Raw genomic sequence first — 18,864 nt, forward strand, 5'->3', positions numbered from 1 at the left:
GAACCTCCTTGGCGTATGCCGGCATGTCAAGGCGCAGCCCTTAACCGTGGTCGATGACCGTTGCATGAACGTTGGCGACCGAATGACCGGGAGCGCTCAGGCGAGACGGTCGCGGTTCAACCCGGCCCATTGCAGCATCATAATCGTCTTGCCGTCGATGATCGCGCCGGCCTCTATCATCGACAGCGCCTCCGATAGCGGCACTTCCATGACCTCGATATCCTCGTGCTCCTCGACCAGTCCACCGCCTTCCGACAGGCGATCGCCGGTGTCTATGACTGCAGCGAAGAAGTGGACGACCTCGGTTACGGCACCCGGCGCCATATAGGCTTTGAACAGGAATCTGACGTCGCGGACGCGGTATCCGGTTTCTTCCATCGCTTCTCGGCGAATGGCTGCTTCCGGCTCCTCCCCGTCGAGAAGGCCGGCCGGCGTCTCTATCATCCAGCCGGGGTCGCCGTTCAGATGGGCAGCAAGGCGGAACTGGCGAACGAGCACGACAGTCTCCTTGCGGGGATCGTAGAGCAGGATCGTCGCCGCAGGGGTGCGATGGTAAATCTCGCGCTTCAGGCGGTGGGTCGCGCCATCCGAGGCGGTGTAGTCGATGTCATAGCTGCTGAGCTCGGTCCAGCCCTTCGACAGCGTGGTCTGCGCGACGATTGCCACGCCGGCTTTCTCAAATTTCGTCATTGGGCATCCCTGCGCAGCCAGACCTTGTTGTCGTGGACGGCAGCGCCGCCATAGGGCGCGACAGGATCGGCGCCGGTCAGGACATTGATGCCCTCGCCGTCCACATGCGCGGTGTTCGGCCAAAGCCCCTCGGCGATCAGCACGCCCGGTTTGACCTCTGCGGTTATGCGGGCATGAAGGTGGATGTCGCCCCTGACATTGCCGATACGCACGAGGTCGCCATGAGCGATCGCATGGGCTTCCGCATCTCTCGGATTGATCATGACTTCCGGGCGACCTTCCTTCTCTCGCGAGGTCTTGGTCTCGGCGAAGCTGGAATTCAGAAAGTTTCGGGCCGGCGATGTCGCCAGCCGGAACGGATGCTCGGCGTCAGCGACCTCGATCACGTCGACCTGATCGGGAAAGGTCGGCAATTCCGCATGTGGACCGAGCAGGCCGATGGACTTGGGCGGACGATTCGGCGCCGGCTGATTGCTCCAGTCCGGCCGGAAGTGGAACTTGCCGTCGGGATGGGCAAAGCCGTCGATGAAATGCGCCTTGTCGAAATCCGGCTGGCGATCGAACCACTTGTGCTCGAGAAAATAGTCGTAATCCGGAAGTTGGCTGTCGGCCAGGATGCGGTCGACCATTTCACGAGCGGTGAAGCCGAAACCCGGGCGGTCGGCAACGCCGAGGCGTTTGGCCAGCTCCTCGATCACGAACAGATTGCTGCGCACCGTTTCCGGCGGCTCAACCAGTTTTGGGCCGAGCAGGATGTGGTTCTGGCCGCCGGCGCGATAGATGTCGTCGTGCTCGACGAACATCGTCGCCGGCAGTACGATATCGGCCATCGATGCCGTGTCGGTCATGAATTGCTCGTGGACGGCGACAAACAGGTCGTCGCGGGCAAAGCCGCGCTTCACCAGCCGCTGCTCGGGCGCGATGTTGACCGGATTGGTGTTCTGGATCAGCATCGCGGTCACCGGGCCGCGATGGCGAAGGGCTTCGGCATCTCCCGTCAGCGCCCGGCCGATCTGCGACTGGTCAATCATCCGGATATCCTCGTCCTTCATGGAGCGGCCCGTCAGCTCGGCGCTGCTCATCTGGAAGATATCGCTGTTGGAATGAAAGGCGCCGCCGCCCTCGTATTGCCAGGAGCCGAGCACGGTGGCGATCGAGGCTGCCGCATGCATGGCGATGGCGCCATTGCGCTGGCGGGTGAAGCCGTAGCCGAGGCGGAAATAGGACTTCTTCGTGCGGCCGACGAGCGCCCCGAAAGCCTCGATCTCCTCGACCGTCAGACCGGTGATGTCGGCGGCCCATGCCGGGGTGCGGGTCTTCAGATGTGCCTCGAGGCCCGCCGGGTCGTCGGCGTATTTCGCCATATAGGCGCGGTCGGCATAGCCGTCACGGAAGGCGATATGCATGATTGCGCAGGCAAGCGCCGCGTCGGTGCCGGGCTTGACGATCAGCGCAAGGTCGGCCTGCTTCATCGTCGGATTGTCGTAGATATCGATGACCACGATCTTTGCGCCACGTTCCTTGCGCGACTTGATCGCGTGGGTCATGACATTGACCTGGGTGACGACCGCATTGGTGCCCCAGATGACCACGCAATCGGTACGCCCCATCTCGCGCGGATCGGGACCGCGCAGCACGCCGGTCGCCATGGTAAAACCGGTCCAGGCCGGGTTGGTGCAAATCGACGAGAAGAACCCGGAATAGCGCTTTGCGTGGCGCAAGCGTTCGATCGAGTCGCGCTGCACCCAGCCCATCGTGCCGGCGTAGAAATAGGGCCAGATAGCTTCGCTACCGTCCCTGGCTTCCGCCTTGACGAAGGCGTTGGCGATTTCGTCCAGCGCGTCGTCCCACGAGATATCCCCCCAGCGCCCCTCGCCCTTGGCACCGAGACGGCGGACGGGCTTCATCAGGCGATCCGGATGGTAGAGGCGCTCGGCATAGCGGGCGACTTTGGCGCAGATGACGCCGGCCGTATAGGAGTGATCGCCGGCCCCGCGAACGCGGCCGATGCGGCCGTCCTCGGAAATCTCGATGTCGAGGGCACAAGTGGATGGACAGTCGTGCGGACAAGCCGTGTGGCCGATTCTCGCTTTTGCCGGAATGGGGGTCGCAATGTTCATCGCAACTGTATATTTCAAGGCGAGGCCGGCAAAAAGAGCAAAACCGGTGCATCGCAACATTTCATGCAGGCATCACCGAAAATGAATTATCGGCACATCTACCATGCGGGCAATTTCGCCGATGTCTTAAAGCACGCGGTCCTGGCGCGGCTTGTCCGCTACATGCAGACGAAAGACAAGGCCTTCCGGCTGCTCGACACCCACGCCGGTATCGGCGTTTACGATTTGTCGTCGGATGAGGCCCAGAAGACCGGCGAATGGCTGGATGGCATCGGCCGGGTGATGGCCGCCGACCTGCCAGCGCAGGCAGCCGAACTGCTCGAGCCCTATCTCACCGCCGTCAATGCGCTCAATCCTGACGGTGGCCTGCAATTCTATCCCGGCTCGCCGAAGCTGGCGAGCCTGCTGTTCCGGCCGCAGGACCGCCTGTCGGCGATGGAACTGCACCCGGAAGACGCCAGCCGGCTGCACCGGCTGTTCGAGGGCGACCACCAGGTGCGCGTGACGGAACTCGACGGCTGGCTATCGCTCGGCGCTCACCTGCCGCCGAAAGAAAAGCGCGGCATCGTGCTGGTCGATCCGCCATTTGAAATCGAAGGCGAATATGACCGGCTGGTCGACGGTCTGGCGCGCGCCTATCGCCGCTTTCCGGGCGGCACCTATTGCCTATGGTATCCGCTGAAGAAGGATGCGCCGATCAAGGCGTTTCACGAGGCGCTTCAGGCGCTGGAGATCCCGAAGATGCTGTGTGCCGAACTTGCCGTGCGCACCGAACGCGATTTCACCGGATTGTCCGGCTCCGGCCTGATCATCGTCAATCCGCCCTTCACGCTCAAGGACGAGTTGCACACCCTGCTGCCGGTGTTGAAGGATATCCTGGCGCAGGACCGTTTCTCCTCAAACCGGGCCTTCTGGCTGCGCGGCGAACAGCCGAGCCGCAAGCCCGATGCCAACGAAGACATCTGAGAGTTCACCTTCCCGTTTTGGAAAGACAGTCATGAAGCTTCTCTGCTCGTCTACATCGCCGTACTCGTCCAAGGTCAGGATGGCGGCACGCTATCTCGATATCAAGCTTACAGAAATCAGCGTCGACACCAATGCCGGCCCTGCAATTCTCCTCGACAACAACCCGCTCGGTAAAATTCCCACACTGATTACCGACGACGGCCTTTCCGTCTTCGACAGCCGTGGCATCAACCATTATTTCGGCCGCATGGAAGGCAAACGGCTTTATCCCGGCAGCCAGGCCAAGCGTACCAAGGCCGATGTCCTCGAGGCCCTTTGCGACGGCACATGCGACTGCCTGCTGTCGATCATCTACGAGCGACGTTTCCGCACGGAAGAAAAGGTGTTCCAGCCTTGGATCGACCGCCAGTGGGCAAAAGCCCAGCGAGCGCTTGCCTACCTCAACGAGGACACGCCGAAGATCGGTCGCAAGCTGAACGGCGGCCATTTTGCCATGGCGGCGATGCTGGGTTACCTGCAACTGCGATTCGCCGGCGAGTGGGAAGACGATCACAAGGCACTGGTCTATTGGCTGCGGGACTTCGAAAAGCGATTCCCGGCCTTTCCGGAACTGAAGCCGCAGTAGAAGGCTTTGACGCCGCCGCTCCGGTCAAGATTGGCTGGCGCGATAGCAAACGGCAGGGTTTCGTTGCCGACCTCGCCTTTCTACAGGCCTAGAAACGAAAAAAGCCGGGACGAACCCGGCTTCTTCCGTAACATCAGACCAAGTCTTAGAACTTGTAGCCGATACCGACCTTGACGCTATTTTCGTCGTAGCCGCGCGATACGCTGCCGGAGTCGAGATCGAAGTTCTTCTTGCCGTAGTCGGTGTAGCGATATTCGAGGCGGGCAGAGATGTTGTTGGTGACCATCGTTTCGGCACCAGCACCAACCGTCCAGCCAACAGCCGTCTTCTTGTCAGAAGAAGTGTCGTCAGACATCTTGTTCTGGCCAGCAGCGACACCGGCCGTGCCGTACAGCATGAAGGGGTTGAAGTCGTAGCCGAGGCGAGCGCGAACCGAACCGTTGGTTTCGTTCTTGCCTGTGATGCCGTTCTTCGTGCTGTCGGCGCCGGAGTAACCTACGTCACCTTCGATACCGTATACGATCTGGCCGTCCTGCCAGTTGTAGCCCGAGTAGACCTGGCCGCCAAAAGCGTCAGCGCTGCCGCCCTGGCCCTTGATCTTGCCCATGTTGTAGGTGCCAGCCGCGCCGAGGTAGAAGCCGGCCCAGTTGCTGACCTGGGGAGCGTCCTGAGCGACGGGAGGCTGAGGAATCTGTTCGACAGCGTCGGCAGCCATAGCAGCCGAGAAACCACCGATAACGAAAGCCGAAGCCATGAGGGTCGTGATGATGTTACGCATACTTTTATTCTCCTAATAATCTCGTTCCGTCGCCTACTGTCCTAGCGTTCGAACGGTCCGAGCAATTCCTGGATATTCCCTCCCGGATGACTGTAAATTGGAATGCAATTGCGGATTTGGAAGAGCTAAATTGTGAAATCATTGTGGCAACCGAATGGCTGAAATTCGATGTTGCTTTAACGCCACAGGACAATCGTTAACCATAACAAATTATTAAAGAGACTATACTTAATTTTACTCAAATATATCTCAAGATCTACATAGAACATTTGTTGCCCCTGCCCCTGCATCGGAGTGGCTTCCTATGGTCTATCGGCTCCCTATATAAGTGCTAATCCGACCAACGCAGTGAAAAGGCGACATTTTGACCGATAACAAACTCCGAACCGCGCTGATCACCGGCGCATCCCGCCGGATAGGCAGTGCAATGGCCCGGGATCTCGCGTCTAACGGATTCAATATTGCAATTCACGCAGATACATCGATGGTCGAGGCGGAAGCCCTGGCGGCGGAATTGAGGCTTGGCGGCATCAAGGCAATTGCCGTCAAGGCCGACCTCCAAAATAATTTCGAGGTCTCGACCCTTGTCGAAAGGACGGTTTCGGCTCTCGGGCCACTGGATCTGCTGATCAACAATGCCTCGACCTTCCGCTCGGACACGGCAGACGCTTTCGATGCGGAGGCATTTGAGGCGCATTTCGCCGTCCATGTGCGGGCACCCTCCATTCTGGCGGCTGAATTTGCCCGACAACTCCCGGACAGCGTGCCCGGCTTGATTGTCAACATCATCGACCAGCGGGTCTGGGCTCTCAATCCGCGTTTCTATTCCTACACGCTTTCCAAAGCGGCTCTCTGGACGGCCACTCAAACCCTCGCCCAGTCTTTTGCGCCGCGAATCAGGGTAAACGCGATCGGGCCTGGCCCGACACTTGCCAGCAGCCGGCAGGCGCCGGAGGATTTCCAGGCGCAGATCGACGGGCTGCTGCTGAAGGCAGGCCCCGGGCTCGATGAATTCGGCCGGACCGTCCGCTTTCTTTTTGACACGCCTTCGATCACGGGCCAAATGATTGCCCTGGATGGAGGCCAGCATCTGGCCTGGGAGACGCCTGACGTACCGGAGACTGCTGAATGAATGCCAGAAAGCTGCCCGAGGGCGGCGTTCTCTACGACGAATCGGACGATACCGACGATGACATCGAGGTCGAGGGCGGCGGCATCGCCGTCCCTGCCCTGACGGTGGCCGTCGACTGGAACGAAGGCGGAAAGAACGAGACCGGGCTGAAGGGCGCCGAGCTTATCGGCGAGTTCGTCAAGCGGCTGCCGAATGCGCCGGGCGTCTATCGCATGTTCAACGAGGCGGGCGACGTGCTCTATGTCGGCAAGGCCCGCAGCCTGAAGAAGCGCGTCAGCAACTACGCTCTCGGTCGTGGCCACTCGAACCGCATCGCCAAGATGATCCGCGAGACGGCGAACATGGAGTTCGTTACGACCCGCACCGAAACAGAAGCGCTGCTTCTGGAAGCCAACCTCATCAAGCGGCTGCGGCCGCGCTACAACGTGCTGCTACGCGACGACAAATCCTTTCCCTATATCCTTATTACCGGCGATCACCGGGCGCCGGCGATTTTCAAGCATCGTGGCGCGCGCAGCCGCAAGGGCGCCTATTTCGGCCCCTTTGCCTCGGCCAGCGCCGTCGGGCGGACGATCAACTCCCTGCAGCGCGCCTTCCTGATCCGCACCTGTACGGACAGCGTCTTCGAGACGCGCACACGGCCCTGCCTGCTGCACCAGATCAAGCGCTGTTCCGCTCCCTGCACCCACGAAGTCAGCGACGACGGCTATGGCGAGCTGGTGCAGGAGGCCAAGGATTTTCTCTCGGGCAAAAGCCAGAACGTCAAATCGCACATTGCCGATGCCATGAACTTGGCGGCCGAGAACCTCGATTTCGAAAGTGCCGCCGTCTATCGCGACCGGCTTTCGGCTTTGTCGCATGTGCAGAGCCATCAGGGCATAAACCCGGCCGGCGTCGAAGAAGCGGACATCTTCGCCATCCACCACGAGGGCGGCATATCCTGCATCCAGGTGTTCTTCTTCCGCACCGGCCAGAACTGGGGCAACCGGGCCTATTTTCCGCGCGCCGACCCGTCGCTGTCAGGCGCCGAGGTACTGAATTCGTTCCTGGCGCAATTTTACGACGACAAGCCGGTGCCGCGCCAGATCCTGCTGTCGGAGACCGTCGAGGAAATCGAGCTTCTGGCAGCCGCGCTTTCGGAAAAGGCCGGTTACAAGATCGCCATTCTGGTGCCGCAGCGCGGCGAGAAGAAGGACCTGGTCGACCATGTCGTCGGCAATGCCCGCGAGGCGCACGGTCGCAAGCTGGCCGAGACCGCCTCGCAGTCGCGGCTGCTCGAAGGCTTCAAGGAAACATTCAAGCTGCCCTATGTGCCGCAGCGCATCGAGATCTACGATAACTCGCACATCATGGGCACCAATGCCGTCGGCGGCATGGTCGTTGCCGGACCGGAAGGTTTTGTCAAAAGCCAGTACCGCAAGTTCAACATCAAATCGACGGAGATCACCCCCGGCGACGATTTCGGCATGATGCGCGAAGTGATGATGCGGCGTTTTTCGCGCCTGTTGAAAGAGGAAGGCCTGCCGGACCGGACCAAGGCGATCAGCGAAGATGCGGCCGACCTGCCCTTCCCAGCCTGGCCCGACGTCATCCTGATCGACGGCGGCCAGGGACAGATGACGGCGGTGCGCGCCATCCTCGACGAACTCGGCATCACGGACAGCGTCATTGCCATCGGCGTCGCCAAGGGCGTCGACCGCGAGGCGGGCAGAGAGCGATTCTTTCCGCCGTCCGGCGATAACTTCACCCTCCCACCGCGCGACCCGGTTCTCTATTTCATCCAGCGCCTGCGCGACGAGGCGCACCGGTTTGCGATCGGATCGCACCGGTCACGACGCAAGAAGGAGTTCGTCAAAAACCCGCTCGACGAGATCGGCGGCATCGGGCCTTCCCGCAAACGCGCTCTGCTGCAGCACTTCGGGACCGCAAAGGCCGTATCGCGGGCCGGATACACCGACCTGCTCGCCGTCGAGGGGATTTCCGAGACCGTGGCGAAGCTCGTCTACAATCACTTTCACGACGACGCCGCGAAATAAAAGCGGCAGGTCGCAAATTCTACGCAATGACGGCGGAAAAACTGAAACAATATTGACGCTATAGAACAATGACCGTCATTCTACCCGGACGCTCCAAACGAAACGATTTTCATGGCATCGCGCGCATATAACATTCCGAATCTCCTCACCTACGGACGCATCCTGGCGGTGCCGCTCATCGTCATCTGCTTTTTCGTCGAGGGAAAGCTTTCGATCAGCAACACGGCGCGCTGGGTCGCGCTGTGGATCTTCATCATCGCCTCGATCACCGATTTCTTGGATGGTTATCTGGCGCGGATATGGAACCAGACATCGAATATCGGCCGCATGCTCGATCCCATCGCCGACAAGCTGCTGATCGCCTCGATCCTGTTGCTGGTCGCAGCTGACCAGACGATTGCCGGCTGGTCGCTGTGGGCGGCGATCATCATCCTCTGCCGCGAAATTCTGGTGTCGGGACTGCGTGAATATCTGGCGCAGTTGAAGGTCAGCATCAGCGTGCCGGTGACGCGTATCGCCAAATGGAAGACGACGGCGCAGATGGTGGCCATCGCCTTCCTGCTCGCGGGCCCCGCCGGCGAGGAAATCCTGCCGCACACGACCGAGATCGGCATTGCGCTCCTGTGGATTTCGGCGATCCTGACGATCTATTCCGGCTACGACTATTTCCGCGTCGGGCTGAAGCACATCGTGGACGACGAGGGATGACCAAACTCGTCTATTTCGCCTGGGTGCGCGAACGGATCGGCCGGGGCGAGGACGAACTGGTTCTTCCCGCCGATGTGATTACCGGTGCAGATCTCCTCAATCATTTGAAGACGCTGGGCGAAGAGTACGAGATGGCATTGGAATTTCCGGATGCCATCCGAATTGCCGTGAATATGGAACATGTCGAGCATGATGAGAGCATCGTCGGCGCGCGGGAGATTGCGTTGTTTCCGCCGATGACAGGCGGCTGACGGAGATGGCCGACGTTCCTCCCATCCTGCCAACGATCCGCGTCCAGCGTGAGGATTTCGACCTGCAGGCGGAGGTGGCGAAGCTGTCGCGAGGACGCCACGAGATCGGCGCGGTCGTCACCTTCTCTGGCCTCTGCCGGGACGAAGGTGCCAGTCTCGCGGCGCTGGAACTCGAACATTATCCTGGCATGGCCGAGGCCGAGATGGAGAGAATCGCCACCGCTGCCATTGAACGCTTCCAACTGCGCGGCCTGACGGCCATCCACCGCTTCGGCCGCATCCTCCCCGGCGAAAACATCGTGCTCGTCATTGCCGCCTCGAGCCATCGGCAGGCCGCCTTCGACGGCGCCAATTTTGTTATGGATTTCCTGAAGACGGCGGCCCCCTTCTGGAAAAAAGACCATGCCGCCGACGGCAAGGCCGGAGACTGGGTGGCGGCCCGCGATGCGGATGATGCGGCGCGGACGAGATGGACCGCAGACAGGTGACGCTCAGGGAATGACCCGCTCCCTCCGGCTGATGACCAGCAAAACGACCAGCAGTGTGAACACCATGAGATCGCGCCAGAGGAGCGGCCCGTAGGCGCTCCACAGCGTCTCCGCAAACGCCAGTGCCGCTGCGCCGCCCGCCGATTTCAGCGGATTGCCGTAGCCGCCGACCGAAGCAATCAGCAGCACCTTCAATCCAAACATCATCCCGGCGCCGAAATCCATGGTGCCGTAGTAGGATGTCGACAGCAGCCCGCAGACCGTGGCAATCAGAGTTGCGCTGCCATAGGCCGTGAGAAAGACCCGGCTGGTCGACAGGCCGCAAAGTTGGGCGGCCAGCGGCTCCTCACTGACGGCGCGCCAGATGCGCCCCCAGGCGGTGTAGCGCAGCACCGCCGCGCCGCTGAGGACAATCGCTGACATGAGGGCCGTGTCCAGCAGCTGGATTTCCGTCAGCGTCACCGGGAAGCTGATGTCGTTCCAGAGCACCACCGGTGCATTGAGGAACGGCGGCAGCCAGCGCGGCCGGGCGCCCATCGCCAGCGACGCGGTTTCCATCAGCACGATCAGGACACCGAAGGCAGCGACGATCACCGTGTTCGGCGATGTCTTTGCCAGCGGCTGGATAACGGAGCGACCAATGAGCAGACCCGCCCCGAGCGTGTAGACGAAGGCAAGCACCGCTCCGAATGCCAGTGCTGCGGGTAGCACGAGGATGAGGCGGTTGTAGCCGATATCGCTGAACAGCAGCAGCATCTGGCCAGCAAAGGCAAACAGCGCGCCATAGGTGATATCGGGCCGCCTGGTGACACCGAAGGCAATGGCATAGCCGAAAGCCAGGGCGGCGTAGAGTGCCGCGAGCGGCACAGCGTTCGCCAGTTGCTGCAACAGATAGGCCATGCCACCCCTCCCCACGGCTAAAATAATAACTGGCAAAATAGCTTTTACCAGTTATTATTTGCGGCATGAGCTTTTCCTGGACCCCTCATCGCTTTTCCGGTGGCGCCCTTGCGCTCGATGTCGCCAACAGTGTCATCCTGCGACACGACGCAACACGCAGCATCGACCGTTTTGCGACACCGGAACATCTCGAAGACTTTGCGCCTGCGGCAATGCAGTTCTGCGCCGAACGGGCATTGTTCGGCGATATCAAGCCGCTGAGACCCTCGGAGGCGCCTGCATTCCTGAATCTGAGGGAAGCGATCGACGACTATTTCCGGGCGGTGGTGCTGGGTGCGACATCGGATGCTTTGCTGGCCGATCTGCTCGCGGCCATGGCAACATGCTTGCGCGGTGCCACCACGCCGGACAGTCTTGCCAGCGCGACCGTACATTCGACGCTGCGGCTGCTCGCGAACCCGGAACAGGACCGCATGAAGATCTGCGGCAATTGCGGCTGGCTGTTTGTCGACCGCAGCAAGAACCGTAGCCGCAGCTGGTGCGACATGGCCGTCTGCGGCAACCGGGCAAAGGCCAGCCGGCACTACAGGCGCAAGAAGCAGGAGGTGCCGTCATGAGAACCACAGAGATATTCGCAGTCACCATGGCCCTCTTGGCGCTGGGCGGCTGCCAGAGGCAGGACAGCGACGGTCCGACCGAATTGAACGGCCGGCACTTCGTCTTCAACTACCGCGTCTCGACTGCGACCTACCTCGTCAATCTTGCGCTGAAGGCGCCGATCCCGGATGGCAGCTTTGCCATTGCCGAATTCGAAAACCCGATGGGTGGCGATCCGCTGGTGGTGAGGGAGAAGATCTTTCCGCTCTGGGACAAGATCACGCTGCAAAGCCCCGCCGTCCACTGCGTCCGCAAGGATCGGCCCTATGCCGTCAACATCCGGCTGGTGGATGGCGACGGCAAAACATTCCAGACCATCAAGACGCAGGTCATATCGGATGTCGACCAATCGGTGCTGACAGCAAGGCCGCTGGTCGTAGGGCCCGGCTACACCGTCAATCCGGACCTGGTAAGACCGGATGGCAGCATCGACTTCTCACCTGAAAAGTGCCCCACCGGCTGATCGCAGGCACGAAAAAGCCGGGACGCGAACGACCCGGCTTTCAACAATTACTTCAATGACTTCGGCAAAGATGCCAAGAGCTTGATTCAGCCGACGATTTCGGTGCCGGAGAACCAGTAAGCGATTTCCTCGGCAGCGGTTTCGGGAGCGTCCGAACCGTGAACCGAGTTCTCGCCGATCGACAGGGCGTGCAGCTTGCGGATCGTGCCTTCGGCAGCGTTAGCCGGGTTGGTTGCGCCCATGACTTCGCGGTTCTTGAGGATGGCGCCTTCGCCTTCGAGAACCTGAACGACCGTCGGGCCAGATGTCATGGAGTCAACGAGTTCGCCGAAGAAAGGACGATCCTTGTGCACGGCGTAAAAGCCTTCGGCTTCGCGCTTGCTCATCCAGACGCGCTTGGAAGCAACGACCTTGAGGCCGGCATCTTCGAGAATCTTGGTGATCGCGCCGGTCAGGTTGCGCTTGGTTGCATCAGGCTTGATCATCGAAAAGGTGCGTTCAGTGGCCATGGTTCAAATCCTTCGTTTTACGGCAAAAGTTGGCGGTCTTTACCCGCCTGCCCGCCTGAAAACAAGGGGGATGCGGCAATTTCACGGGACCGTCGCAGTCGCCTGGCTGCAACCGCCCGTTAACCCCGCCAGCCGATACCCTCGAAAAATGGCGCCATGCCGGGCTACCTTAAAGCCGTTTTAACCCGGCAGGCCGCAAATCGAGGGCGACTTCCCAAACGGACGGGCGCAGGGCGACCTCGAACAGGACAGAGCGATGAAACACCCGACGCCAGGCGCTGTCGCTACTCCGGCCAATTCGATGCTCGGCCCGGTCGATCTCCAGAAGGTCGGCCACGCCATGGCCAAGCTCAACGTCCGCGGGTTGCCGCGCAACTACCAGCTTTTCCATGAGGCACTGTTCGGCGCCGACCGCAGCCTATCGAACGAGATCGCTCTTCTCGGCAGCCACCCTTCGCAGGCCATGCTCGACGAGATCGGCCTCAGGTACCGCCTTGTCAGCCATTGCGGACTGGTCGCCGAGAATACCCAGTCAGAGACAGCACGGATGCTGCGCGACGTCGCCGGGCAACTGGCCGAGGGCCTGAGGCACAAGCAGAGTTTCGTTCAAGCCGTCGAAACGATCACACAGTCTGTCAACGAAGACCCGATGCAGAGCCTTGCTGCATTTTCCGCCGAGATGGATTTCCTCAACGCCTCGCTGACCAACCTGATGATCTACGAGACCGGGCTGACGGAAAAGCTGACCGACCAGATGGACAGGATCGACACAATGGAAAAGGGCAACGCGGCAATGCGCACCGCCGTTGCCACAGACCGCATCACCGGGCTGCCAAACCAGATCGCCCTCATCAACCGGCTGATAGAATTGTACGACGAGGATAGCGCCCAGGGGATTGCGCTGATCATGGTCGACATCGACGATTTCGGTGCATTCAACGCCAGGTTCGGGCCGCAGGCCGCCAATCACCTGCTGAAGAAGCTGGGGGGCCTTTTCCGCAAGAGCATCAAGAAGAACGATCTCGTCGTTCGCATGACAGGCGACGACTTCTGCTTCCTGGTGACAGACGTGAATACCGAGGGCGCCCGGGCAATCGCTACAAGGCTTCGGACATCGGTCGAGGAAACGCTGGTCTATGCGACTTCCGACAAGAGCGATCCGGGCCGTCTCAGCGTCTCTACCGGCATTGCGCTCAGCACCGACGCTCCCTCGGCAGCCCAGCTGATGGCCCATGCAGAAGCAGCACTCGCCCGCGCGCAGGGCAACCGCCGCCAGCCGATACAGCTGTTCAGCCACGACGCGCGCCATTAAACCCTCGACCGACTGTTTGCCATCGCGCGAGCCGTATTGCAGCGCACACTCTTGCCTTCAAGGGCAAGTTCGGTCAAAACCGCCCCATGATCACGCTCAACAACATTTCCGCCCGCATCGCCGGGCGCCTTCTCATCGACCAGGCAAGCATCGCCCTGCCGGCCGGCATCAAGGCCGGCTTCGTCGGCAAGAACGGTGCCGGCAAGTCGACGCTCTTCAAGATCATTACCGGTGACATGGAAAGCGAGACGGGCAACGTCTCCATTCCGAAGAATGCCCGCATCGGCCAGGTCGCGCAGGAAGCGCCGGGTACGGAAGAGCCTCTGCTGGAAATCGTGCTGAAGGCCGACAAGGAGCGCGAAGCTCTGCTAGCCGAAGCCGAGACCGCGACCGACCCCAACCGTATCGGCGAAATCCACATGCGGCTCTCGGATATCGGCGCGCATTCGGCAGAATCGCGGGCTGCCAGCATCCTTGCCGGCCTCGGCTTCGACGCCGAGGCGCAGATGCGTCCGGCCTCGAGTTTTTCGGGCGGCTGGCGGATGCGCGTGGCGCTTGCCGCCGTGCTGTTTTCCGAGCCAGACCTGCTGCTGCTGGACGAACCCACCAACTATCTCGACCTTGAAGGCACGCTGTGGCTGGAAGACTATATCAGCCGCTATCCGCACACCGTGATCATCATCAGCCATGACCGCGACCTGCTCAACACGGCCGTCAACGCCATCGTCCATCTCGACCAGCAGAAGCTGACCTTCTATCGCGGCTCCTACGACCAGTTCGAGCGCCAGCGGGCCGAAGCCAACGAGTTGCAGACGAAGGCCAAGGTCAAGAACGATGCGGCGCGCAAGCATCTGCAGTCCTTCATCGACCGCTTCAAGGCGAAGGCCTCCAAGGCCCGCCAGGCGCAGAGCCGCGTCAAGGCGCTGGAGCGCATGGGCACCGTTTCCTCGGTCATCGAGGACAATGTCCAGGGCTTCAAGTTCCCCGATCCCGAGAAGGAAGCCGCCTCCCCCATCATCGCCATCGAGAGCGGCTCCGTAGGCTATGCGCCGGGCAAGCCGATCCTGCAGCACCTGACCCTGCGCATCGACACCGACGACCGCATCGCGCTGCTCGGCTCGAACGGCAACGGCAAGTCGACCTTCGCCAAGTTCATCTCCGGCCGCCTTCCTGGCTCGCCGGGTTCGGTAAAGACCGCATCCGGCCTGAAGATCGGCTTTTTTGCCCAGCATCAGCTGGACGACCTCATTCCCGAGCAGACGGCTGTCGAGCACGTGCGTCGCCGCATGCCGGGCGCCACCGAAGGCAAGGTGCGGGCGCGCGTTGCGCAGATGGGGCTTGCCACCGCCAAGATGGAAACCGCCGCGAAGGATCTGTCGGGTGGCGAAAAGGCACGCCTGCTGATGGGGCTTGCCGCCTTCGACGCGCCGAACCTGCTGATCCTCGACGAACCGACCAACCATCTGGATATCGACAGCCGCAACGCGCTGATCCAGGCGCTGAACGAATATTCCGGCGCCGTCATCCTGATCTCGCATGACCGCCATCTGATCGAAGCCACCGCCGACAGGCTGTGGCTGGTCAAGGACGGCACCGTCATGAATTATGACGGCGACCTCGAGGATTATCGCAACACCATCGTCGCCGCATCGCGCGGCAAGGGTGGCAAGGGCAAGAGCAGCCCCGAGGACAAGGCCAACAAGGCCGAACAGCGCAAGGCCAATGCCGACAAGCGCGCCGCAAACGCACCGTTGAAGAAAAAGATCAACGATGTCGAGGCTTTGACCCAGAAACTGCAGAAGCAGATTCAGGCTCTCGACCGCGAACTGGAAGATCAGGAGATCTACGACAAGTTTCCTGAGAAGGCCGCAGCCAAGGTCAAGGAACGCGCCGACCTGATGGCCAAGATTGCCAAGAGCGAAGAGCAGTGGATGTTGCTCTCGGACGAATACGAGGCAGCGATGGCGGGTTGACCGCCAGCGTCGTATTTCCTCCAGGCAAGCAGGCGCAACCTCGATGTAGCCTGTTTGCTTTCCCGCCTCCGTCCCCTGTCTAAAGGACGGATTGCTCGGCTCACGGTCGCGATCAACCCAACGTTGATGCCGATCGGCAACAGTCGCCAACATGCGCGCCGGGACCACGACGGCATCTGCGGGCGAACCGCCTTCGTCAACACCTCGTTAACCATAATCAGAAAATATCGTCTCAATATTCCTCCCTTGATTGAGCGATTCCCATGTTCTCACGTCCCGTTGTCGCCGGCCTTCTGGCCAGCCTGATGCTCGCCGGCTGCGCGACAAAACCGACGACAGAGATGTCGCTGAAAACCTCCTACGCGCCGGGCGCTACTGTCACTGCACCGCTCAAGGCCCACGATCCCATTGCCATGGAGCCGACCGCCTGGGGAGGCTACTGGCACCATCTTGCCGGTCGGACACTGACGGTCTCGTCCCTGCACGACCTCAAGCTTGCCGACAAGGAAGTGATCCTCACCTTCGACGACGGCCCGATGCCGGGAAAGACCGAGAAAATTCTTGCGACACTCGACCAGTTCGGCGTCAAGGGTGCCTTTATGATGGTCGGAGAAATGGCCGCCGCCCATCCGGCGATTGCCCGCAAGGTTCTCGACGACGGCAATGCCATCGGCAGCCATACCTACCGCCATCCGGATCTCGCCAGGATGAGCTTCGACATGGCCATAGCCGAGGTCGTCAAAGGCGAGAATGCCGTCTCGAAGGCCATCGGTACCGATGTCAACTTCTTCCGCTTCCCCTATCTCGCCGACACGAAAAGCCTGCGCTCGGCGATTGCCCAGCGCGACATGATCGTCATGGATGTCGATATCGACAGCAAGGATTATTTCACCGTCAAGCCGGCTATCGTCCTCGAGCGGACCATGGAGGAGCTGCATCGGCGCGGTCGCGGCATCATCCTGATGCACGATATCCACCAACGTACTGCGATCATGCTGCCGGGCCTGCTCAACAGACTTGAGAAGGAGGGCTACAAGGTGGTGACGCTCCGTTACGGACGTGACGCGGCACCAAGCAACGTCATTGCCATGGCCGATCTGAAAATGAGCCGTTAGGCGCCGCTCGCACCAAGCCCGGCCTTGCTCGCGGCCCGCATTCTGATACAAACACCTCAAAAATAATCATACTTTTGAGTGAAACACCGGAACGCGAGCAAGCCCATGTCTTCCAATCCCTCCGCCCCCATCCAGCTTGGCATCGTCGGCGTCGGCAAGATCGTCCGCGACCAGCATCTGCCGTCGATCGCGGCCAATGCGGACTACAACCTGATCGCCACGGCCAGCCGCAACGGCACTGTCGACGGCATCCAGAGTTTCACGACCATCGACGAGATGATTGCCACTGTTCCTGCGATGAACGCCGTGTCGCTGTGCATGCCGCCGCAATACCGCTATGAGGCCGCCCACAACGCGCTGACGGCGGGCAAGCACGTGTTTCTCGAGAAGCCACCGGGCGCGACACTGAGCGAAGTCCATGATCTCGAAGCGCTGGCGAAGGCCAAGGGCGTGTCGTTGTTTGCAAGCTGGCATTCGCGCTACGCACCGGGCGTCGAGGCCGCAAAGGACTTTCTTGCCGCGACGACCATCAAGAGCATGCATGTCATCTGGAAGGAAGACGTGCGCCACTGGCATCCGAACCAGGACTGGATCTGGCAGGCCGGCGGGCTCGGCGTGTTCGATCCCGGCATCAACGCCCTGTCGATCGTCACCCACATCCTGCCTCGCGCCATCTTCCTCACCGGCGCAACCCTAGAGTTCCCGGAAAACCGCGACGCACCCATCGCTGCCGACCTGCACTTCAAGGATGCCACCGGAGTGCCCGTCCACGCTGAATTCGACTGGCGCCAGACCGGCAAGCAGAGCTGGGATATCATCGTCGAGACGGAGGCCGGCACGATGCGGCTGGCCGATGGCGGCGCCAAGCTTTTCGTCGACGAAGAACTGAAGCTCGCCGAACCGGAGGCGGAATACCCGTCGCTGTACCGCCGCTTTGCCGAAATCGTCAGGGCCGGAACATCCGACGTCGATCTCGCCCCCCTCCGCCACGTCGCCGACGCCTTCATGCTCGGCAAGCGCAAGTTCGTGGAAGCGTTCCACGATTGATCTGCGGGTTCCAGATGCGTGCGAAGGCGCTTGAATAAGAGGTAGTGTTCGCATTAATTCCGGGGTCGAAAATGCAGCGGAATGAAGAATCAGCCTACGGTCTTGGCGTCAAACATAAGCTCGTCGTGCTCGCGGAACCCGACGACCGATGGCCTAAGGCCTACGCCGAGGAAGCCGAAAGCATACGGCTCGTCCTGGGCGTACGGGCGATCGATATCCAACACTTCGGAAGCACTTCGATACCGGGCATCAGAGCGAAGCCCGTTATCGATATCATCGTCGGCATCCGTCGTTTCGAAGACGGTAGTGAGTGTATCAAGCCGATGGAATCCATTGGCTACGATTATGCCGGTGCAGATATCGTTCCGGATGACCATATTTTCGGACGTGGTATCAAGCAGCAGACGCGCACCCATCTCGTGCATATTGTAGAACATCAAGGTTTTCATTGGAGGCGAAACCTGCTGTTTCGCGACAAACTCCGCACCAATGCCGTCCTGGCGTCTGAGTATGAAGATCTTAAGATTTCTCTTGCAGCCAAATTTTCCGGGGACCGCGCCGCCTATACGGACGCGAAGAAAGCTTTCATCGACAAGGTAGTCGGGAACGGGTGACCCCTCGCCTCGACTACCTAAATCTTCAGGTCAGGCCTTCTTTTCCCAGCGACCTTCCTGGGTTTGCTGCCAGTAGGTGAGCTTGTGGCCCTCGGCTTTCAGCTTTTTCCACTGGGCCCGGGCACCTTCCAGTTGTGACTGGTCGTAGCCGTCGAACATGAATACGACGCGGTCGTAGGTGTCGATCTCTTCAGCTTCGGCACCGTCGACGAAGAAGCGGACCTTGGCATCGTTGACATTGTCCGGCGACAGCGTCAGCAGCACCGGCTGGTGTTCCGGCGCCTCGCCGGCATCGGTGCCGTGAGGCAGGAAACTGTCCTCGCGGAATGTCCACAAATGGCTGTCGAGCAGGTCGCGCCGCGCCGGGTCCCGACCTTGCACCGCCACCCGCCAGCCACGCTCGACGCTTTTGTCGAGCAATGGCGGCAGGGCGTCCTCCAGCTTTGATTCCGTCAGATGATAGAACAGCACCTCGGTCAT

General features: G+C 60.7%; 20 protein-coding genes. 14 read left to right on the forward strand and 6 right to left on the reverse strand.

The window, feature by feature from the left end:
* Positions 1 to 96: 96 nt before the first annotated feature.
* Positions 97 to 690, reverse strand: a complete 594-nt coding sequence (locus J5278_RS13040; protein WP_209183359.1) for an NUDIX domain-containing protein — start codon at positions 688 to 690, stop codon at positions 97 to 99.
* A complete protein-coding gene (locus tag J5278_RS13045; RefSeq protein ID WP_209183357.1) occupies positions 687 to 2,870 on the reverse strand; it encodes a molybdopterin-dependent oxidoreductase in 2,184 nt (727 codons plus the stop codon). Before J5278_RS13045 ends, J5278_RS13040 begins: the two co-directional genes overlap by 4 nt.
* 21 nt (positions 2,871 to 2,891) lie before the next feature.
* On the opposite strand from J5278_RS13045, the gene J5278_RS13050 reads away from it, so the two are divergent.
* Both J5278_RS13050 and J5278_RS13055 read left to right on the forward strand, forming a co-directional pair.
* Positions 2,892 to 3,776 carry a 23S rRNA (adenine(2030)-N(6))-methyltransferase RlmJ gene (locus J5278_RS13050; RefSeq protein ID WP_219258276.1) on the forward strand — a complete coding sequence of 295 codons (885 nt, stop codon included), beginning with the start codon at positions 2,892 to 2,894 and terminating at the stop codon, positions 3,774 to 3,776.
* Between the two features lie 31 nt (positions 3,777 to 3,807).
* Positions 3,808 to 4,401 (forward strand): glutathione S-transferase family protein, encoded by a 594-nt coding sequence (locus J5278_RS13055; protein ID WP_209183353.1) that lies wholly within the window; start codon positions 3,808 to 3,810, stop codon positions 4,399 to 4,401.
* A gap of 145 nt (positions 4,402 to 4,546) precedes the next feature.
* Here the strand turns inward: J5278_RS13055 and J5278_RS13060 are convergent, their stop codons facing one another.
* On the reverse strand, positions 4,547 to 5,179 hold the full coding sequence (locus tag J5278_RS13060; protein ID WP_142829644.1) for an outer membrane protein: 633 nt from the start codon (positions 5,177 to 5,179) through the stop codon (positions 4,547 to 4,549).
* A 364-nt stretch (positions 5,180 to 5,543) separates the two neighbouring features.
* Between J5278_RS13060 and J5278_RS13065 the strand changes: the two genes are divergently transcribed.
* The 5 genes from J5278_RS13065 (at position 5,544) to J5278_RS13085 (ending at position 9,794) form a co-directional block, all read left to right on the forward strand.
* Positions 5,544 to 6,311, forward strand: coding sequence for an SDR family oxidoreductase (locus J5278_RS13065; protein WP_209183352.1), 768 nt, complete (start codon positions 5,544 to 5,546; stop codon positions 6,309 to 6,311).
* Positions 6,308 to 8,347: an excinuclease ABC subunit UvrC gene (gene uvrC / locus J5278_RS13070; protein WP_209183351.1), complete on the forward strand. Its 2,040-nt coding sequence runs from the start codon at positions 6,308 to 6,310 to the stop codon at positions 8,345 to 8,347. The genes J5278_RS13065 and uvrC overlap by 4 nt, the downstream gene beginning before the upstream one ends.
* Positions 8,348 to 8,458: 111 nt before the next feature.
* The gene (gene pgsA, locus J5278_RS13075) at positions 8,459 to 9,055 is read left to right on the forward strand and encodes a CDP-diacylglycerol--glycerol-3-phosphate 3-phosphatidyltransferase (RefSeq protein WP_111220794.1); all 597 of its coding nucleotides are present in this window, start codon (positions 8,459 to 8,461) and stop codon (positions 9,053 to 9,055) included.
* Positions 9,052 to 9,306 (forward strand): molybdopterin converting factor subunit 1, encoded by a 255-nt coding sequence (gene moaD / locus J5278_RS13080; RefSeq protein ID WP_142829650.1) that lies wholly within the window; start codon positions 9,052 to 9,054, stop codon positions 9,304 to 9,306. The genes pgsA and moaD overlap by 4 nt, the downstream gene beginning before the upstream one ends.
* Positions 9,307 to 9,311: 5 nt before the next feature.
* Positions 9,312 to 9,794 (forward strand): molybdenum cofactor biosynthesis protein MoaE, encoded by a 483-nt coding sequence (locus J5278_RS13085; RefSeq protein ID WP_209183350.1) that lies wholly within the window; start codon positions 9,312 to 9,314, stop codon positions 9,792 to 9,794.
* Positions 9,795 to 9,797: 3 nt separating this feature from the next.
* Here J5278_RS13085 and J5278_RS13090 read toward each other — a convergent pair whose 3' ends face one another.
* The gene (locus J5278_RS13090) at positions 9,798 to 10,694 is read right to left on the reverse strand and encodes a branched-chain amino acid ABC transporter permease (RefSeq protein WP_209183349.1); all 897 of its coding nucleotides are present in this window, start codon (positions 10,692 to 10,694) and stop codon (positions 9,798 to 9,800) included.
* Positions 10,695 to 10,759: 65 nt separating this feature from the next.
* On the opposite strand from J5278_RS13090, the gene J5278_RS13095 reads away from it, so the two are divergent.
* Positions 10,760 to 11,311 (forward strand): CGNR zinc finger domain-containing protein, encoded by a 552-nt coding sequence (locus J5278_RS13095; protein ID WP_209183348.1) that lies wholly within the window; start codon positions 10,760 to 10,762, stop codon positions 11,309 to 11,311.
* On the forward strand, positions 11,308 to 11,814 hold the full coding sequence (locus J5278_RS13100) for a hypothetical protein (protein WP_209183347.1): 507 nt from the start codon (positions 11,308 to 11,310) through the stop codon (positions 11,812 to 11,814). Before J5278_RS13095 ends, J5278_RS13100 begins: the two co-directional genes overlap by 4 nt.
* 86 nt (positions 11,815 to 11,900) lie before the next feature.
* Here J5278_RS13100 and ndk read toward each other — a convergent pair whose 3' ends face one another.
* Positions 11,901 to 12,323, reverse strand: coding sequence for a nucleoside-diphosphate kinase (gene ndk, locus J5278_RS13105; protein WP_111220465.1), 423 nt, complete (start codon positions 12,321 to 12,323; stop codon positions 11,901 to 11,903).
* Between the two features lie 256 nt (positions 12,324 to 12,579).
* Here ndk and J5278_RS13110 point away from each other — a divergent pair, with 256 nt between their 5' ends.
* From J5278_RS13110 to J5278_RS13130, 5 genes are all read left to right on the forward strand, one after another.
* Complete coding sequence (locus tag J5278_RS13110; protein ID WP_247749026.1) at positions 12,580 to 13,635, forward strand: GGDEF domain-containing protein; 1,056 nt, start codon at positions 12,580 to 12,582, stop codon at positions 13,633 to 13,635.
* 86 nt (positions 13,636 to 13,721) lie between these two features.
* Positions 13,722 to 15,608: an ABC-F family ATP-binding cassette domain-containing protein gene (locus tag J5278_RS13115; protein WP_209183346.1), complete on the forward strand. Its 1,887-nt coding sequence runs from the start codon at positions 13,722 to 13,724 to the stop codon at positions 15,606 to 15,608.
* A 263-nt stretch (positions 15,609 to 15,871) separates the two neighbouring features.
* A complete protein-coding gene (locus J5278_RS13120) occupies positions 15,872 to 16,723 on the forward strand; it encodes a polysaccharide deacetylase family protein (RefSeq protein WP_209183345.1) in 852 nt (283 codons plus the stop codon).
* A 105-nt stretch (positions 16,724 to 16,828) separates the two neighbouring features.
* Positions 16,829 to 17,770 (forward strand): Gfo/Idh/MocA family protein, encoded by a 942-nt coding sequence (locus J5278_RS13125; RefSeq protein ID WP_209183344.1) that lies wholly within the window; start codon positions 16,829 to 16,831, stop codon positions 17,768 to 17,770.
* A gap of 71 nt (positions 17,771 to 17,841) precedes the next feature.
* A complete protein-coding gene (locus tag J5278_RS13130) occupies positions 17,842 to 18,384 on the forward strand; it encodes a GrpB family protein (RefSeq protein ID WP_209183343.1) in 543 nt (180 codons plus the stop codon).
* Between the two features lie 30 nt (positions 18,385 to 18,414).
* Here the strand turns inward: J5278_RS13130 and J5278_RS13135 are convergent, their stop codons facing one another.
* Positions 18,415 to 18,864 (reverse strand): DNA polymerase III subunit chi, encoded by a 450-nt coding sequence (locus J5278_RS13135; RefSeq protein WP_209183342.1) that lies wholly within the window; start codon positions 18,862 to 18,864, stop codon positions 18,415 to 18,417.

Origin of the sequence: Rhizobium sp. B21/90 (assembly GCF_019355815.1) — a bacterium.
Classification (GTDB): domain Bacteria; phylum Pseudomonadota; class Alphaproteobacteria; order Rhizobiales; family Rhizobiaceae; genus Rhizobium; species Rhizobium rhododendri.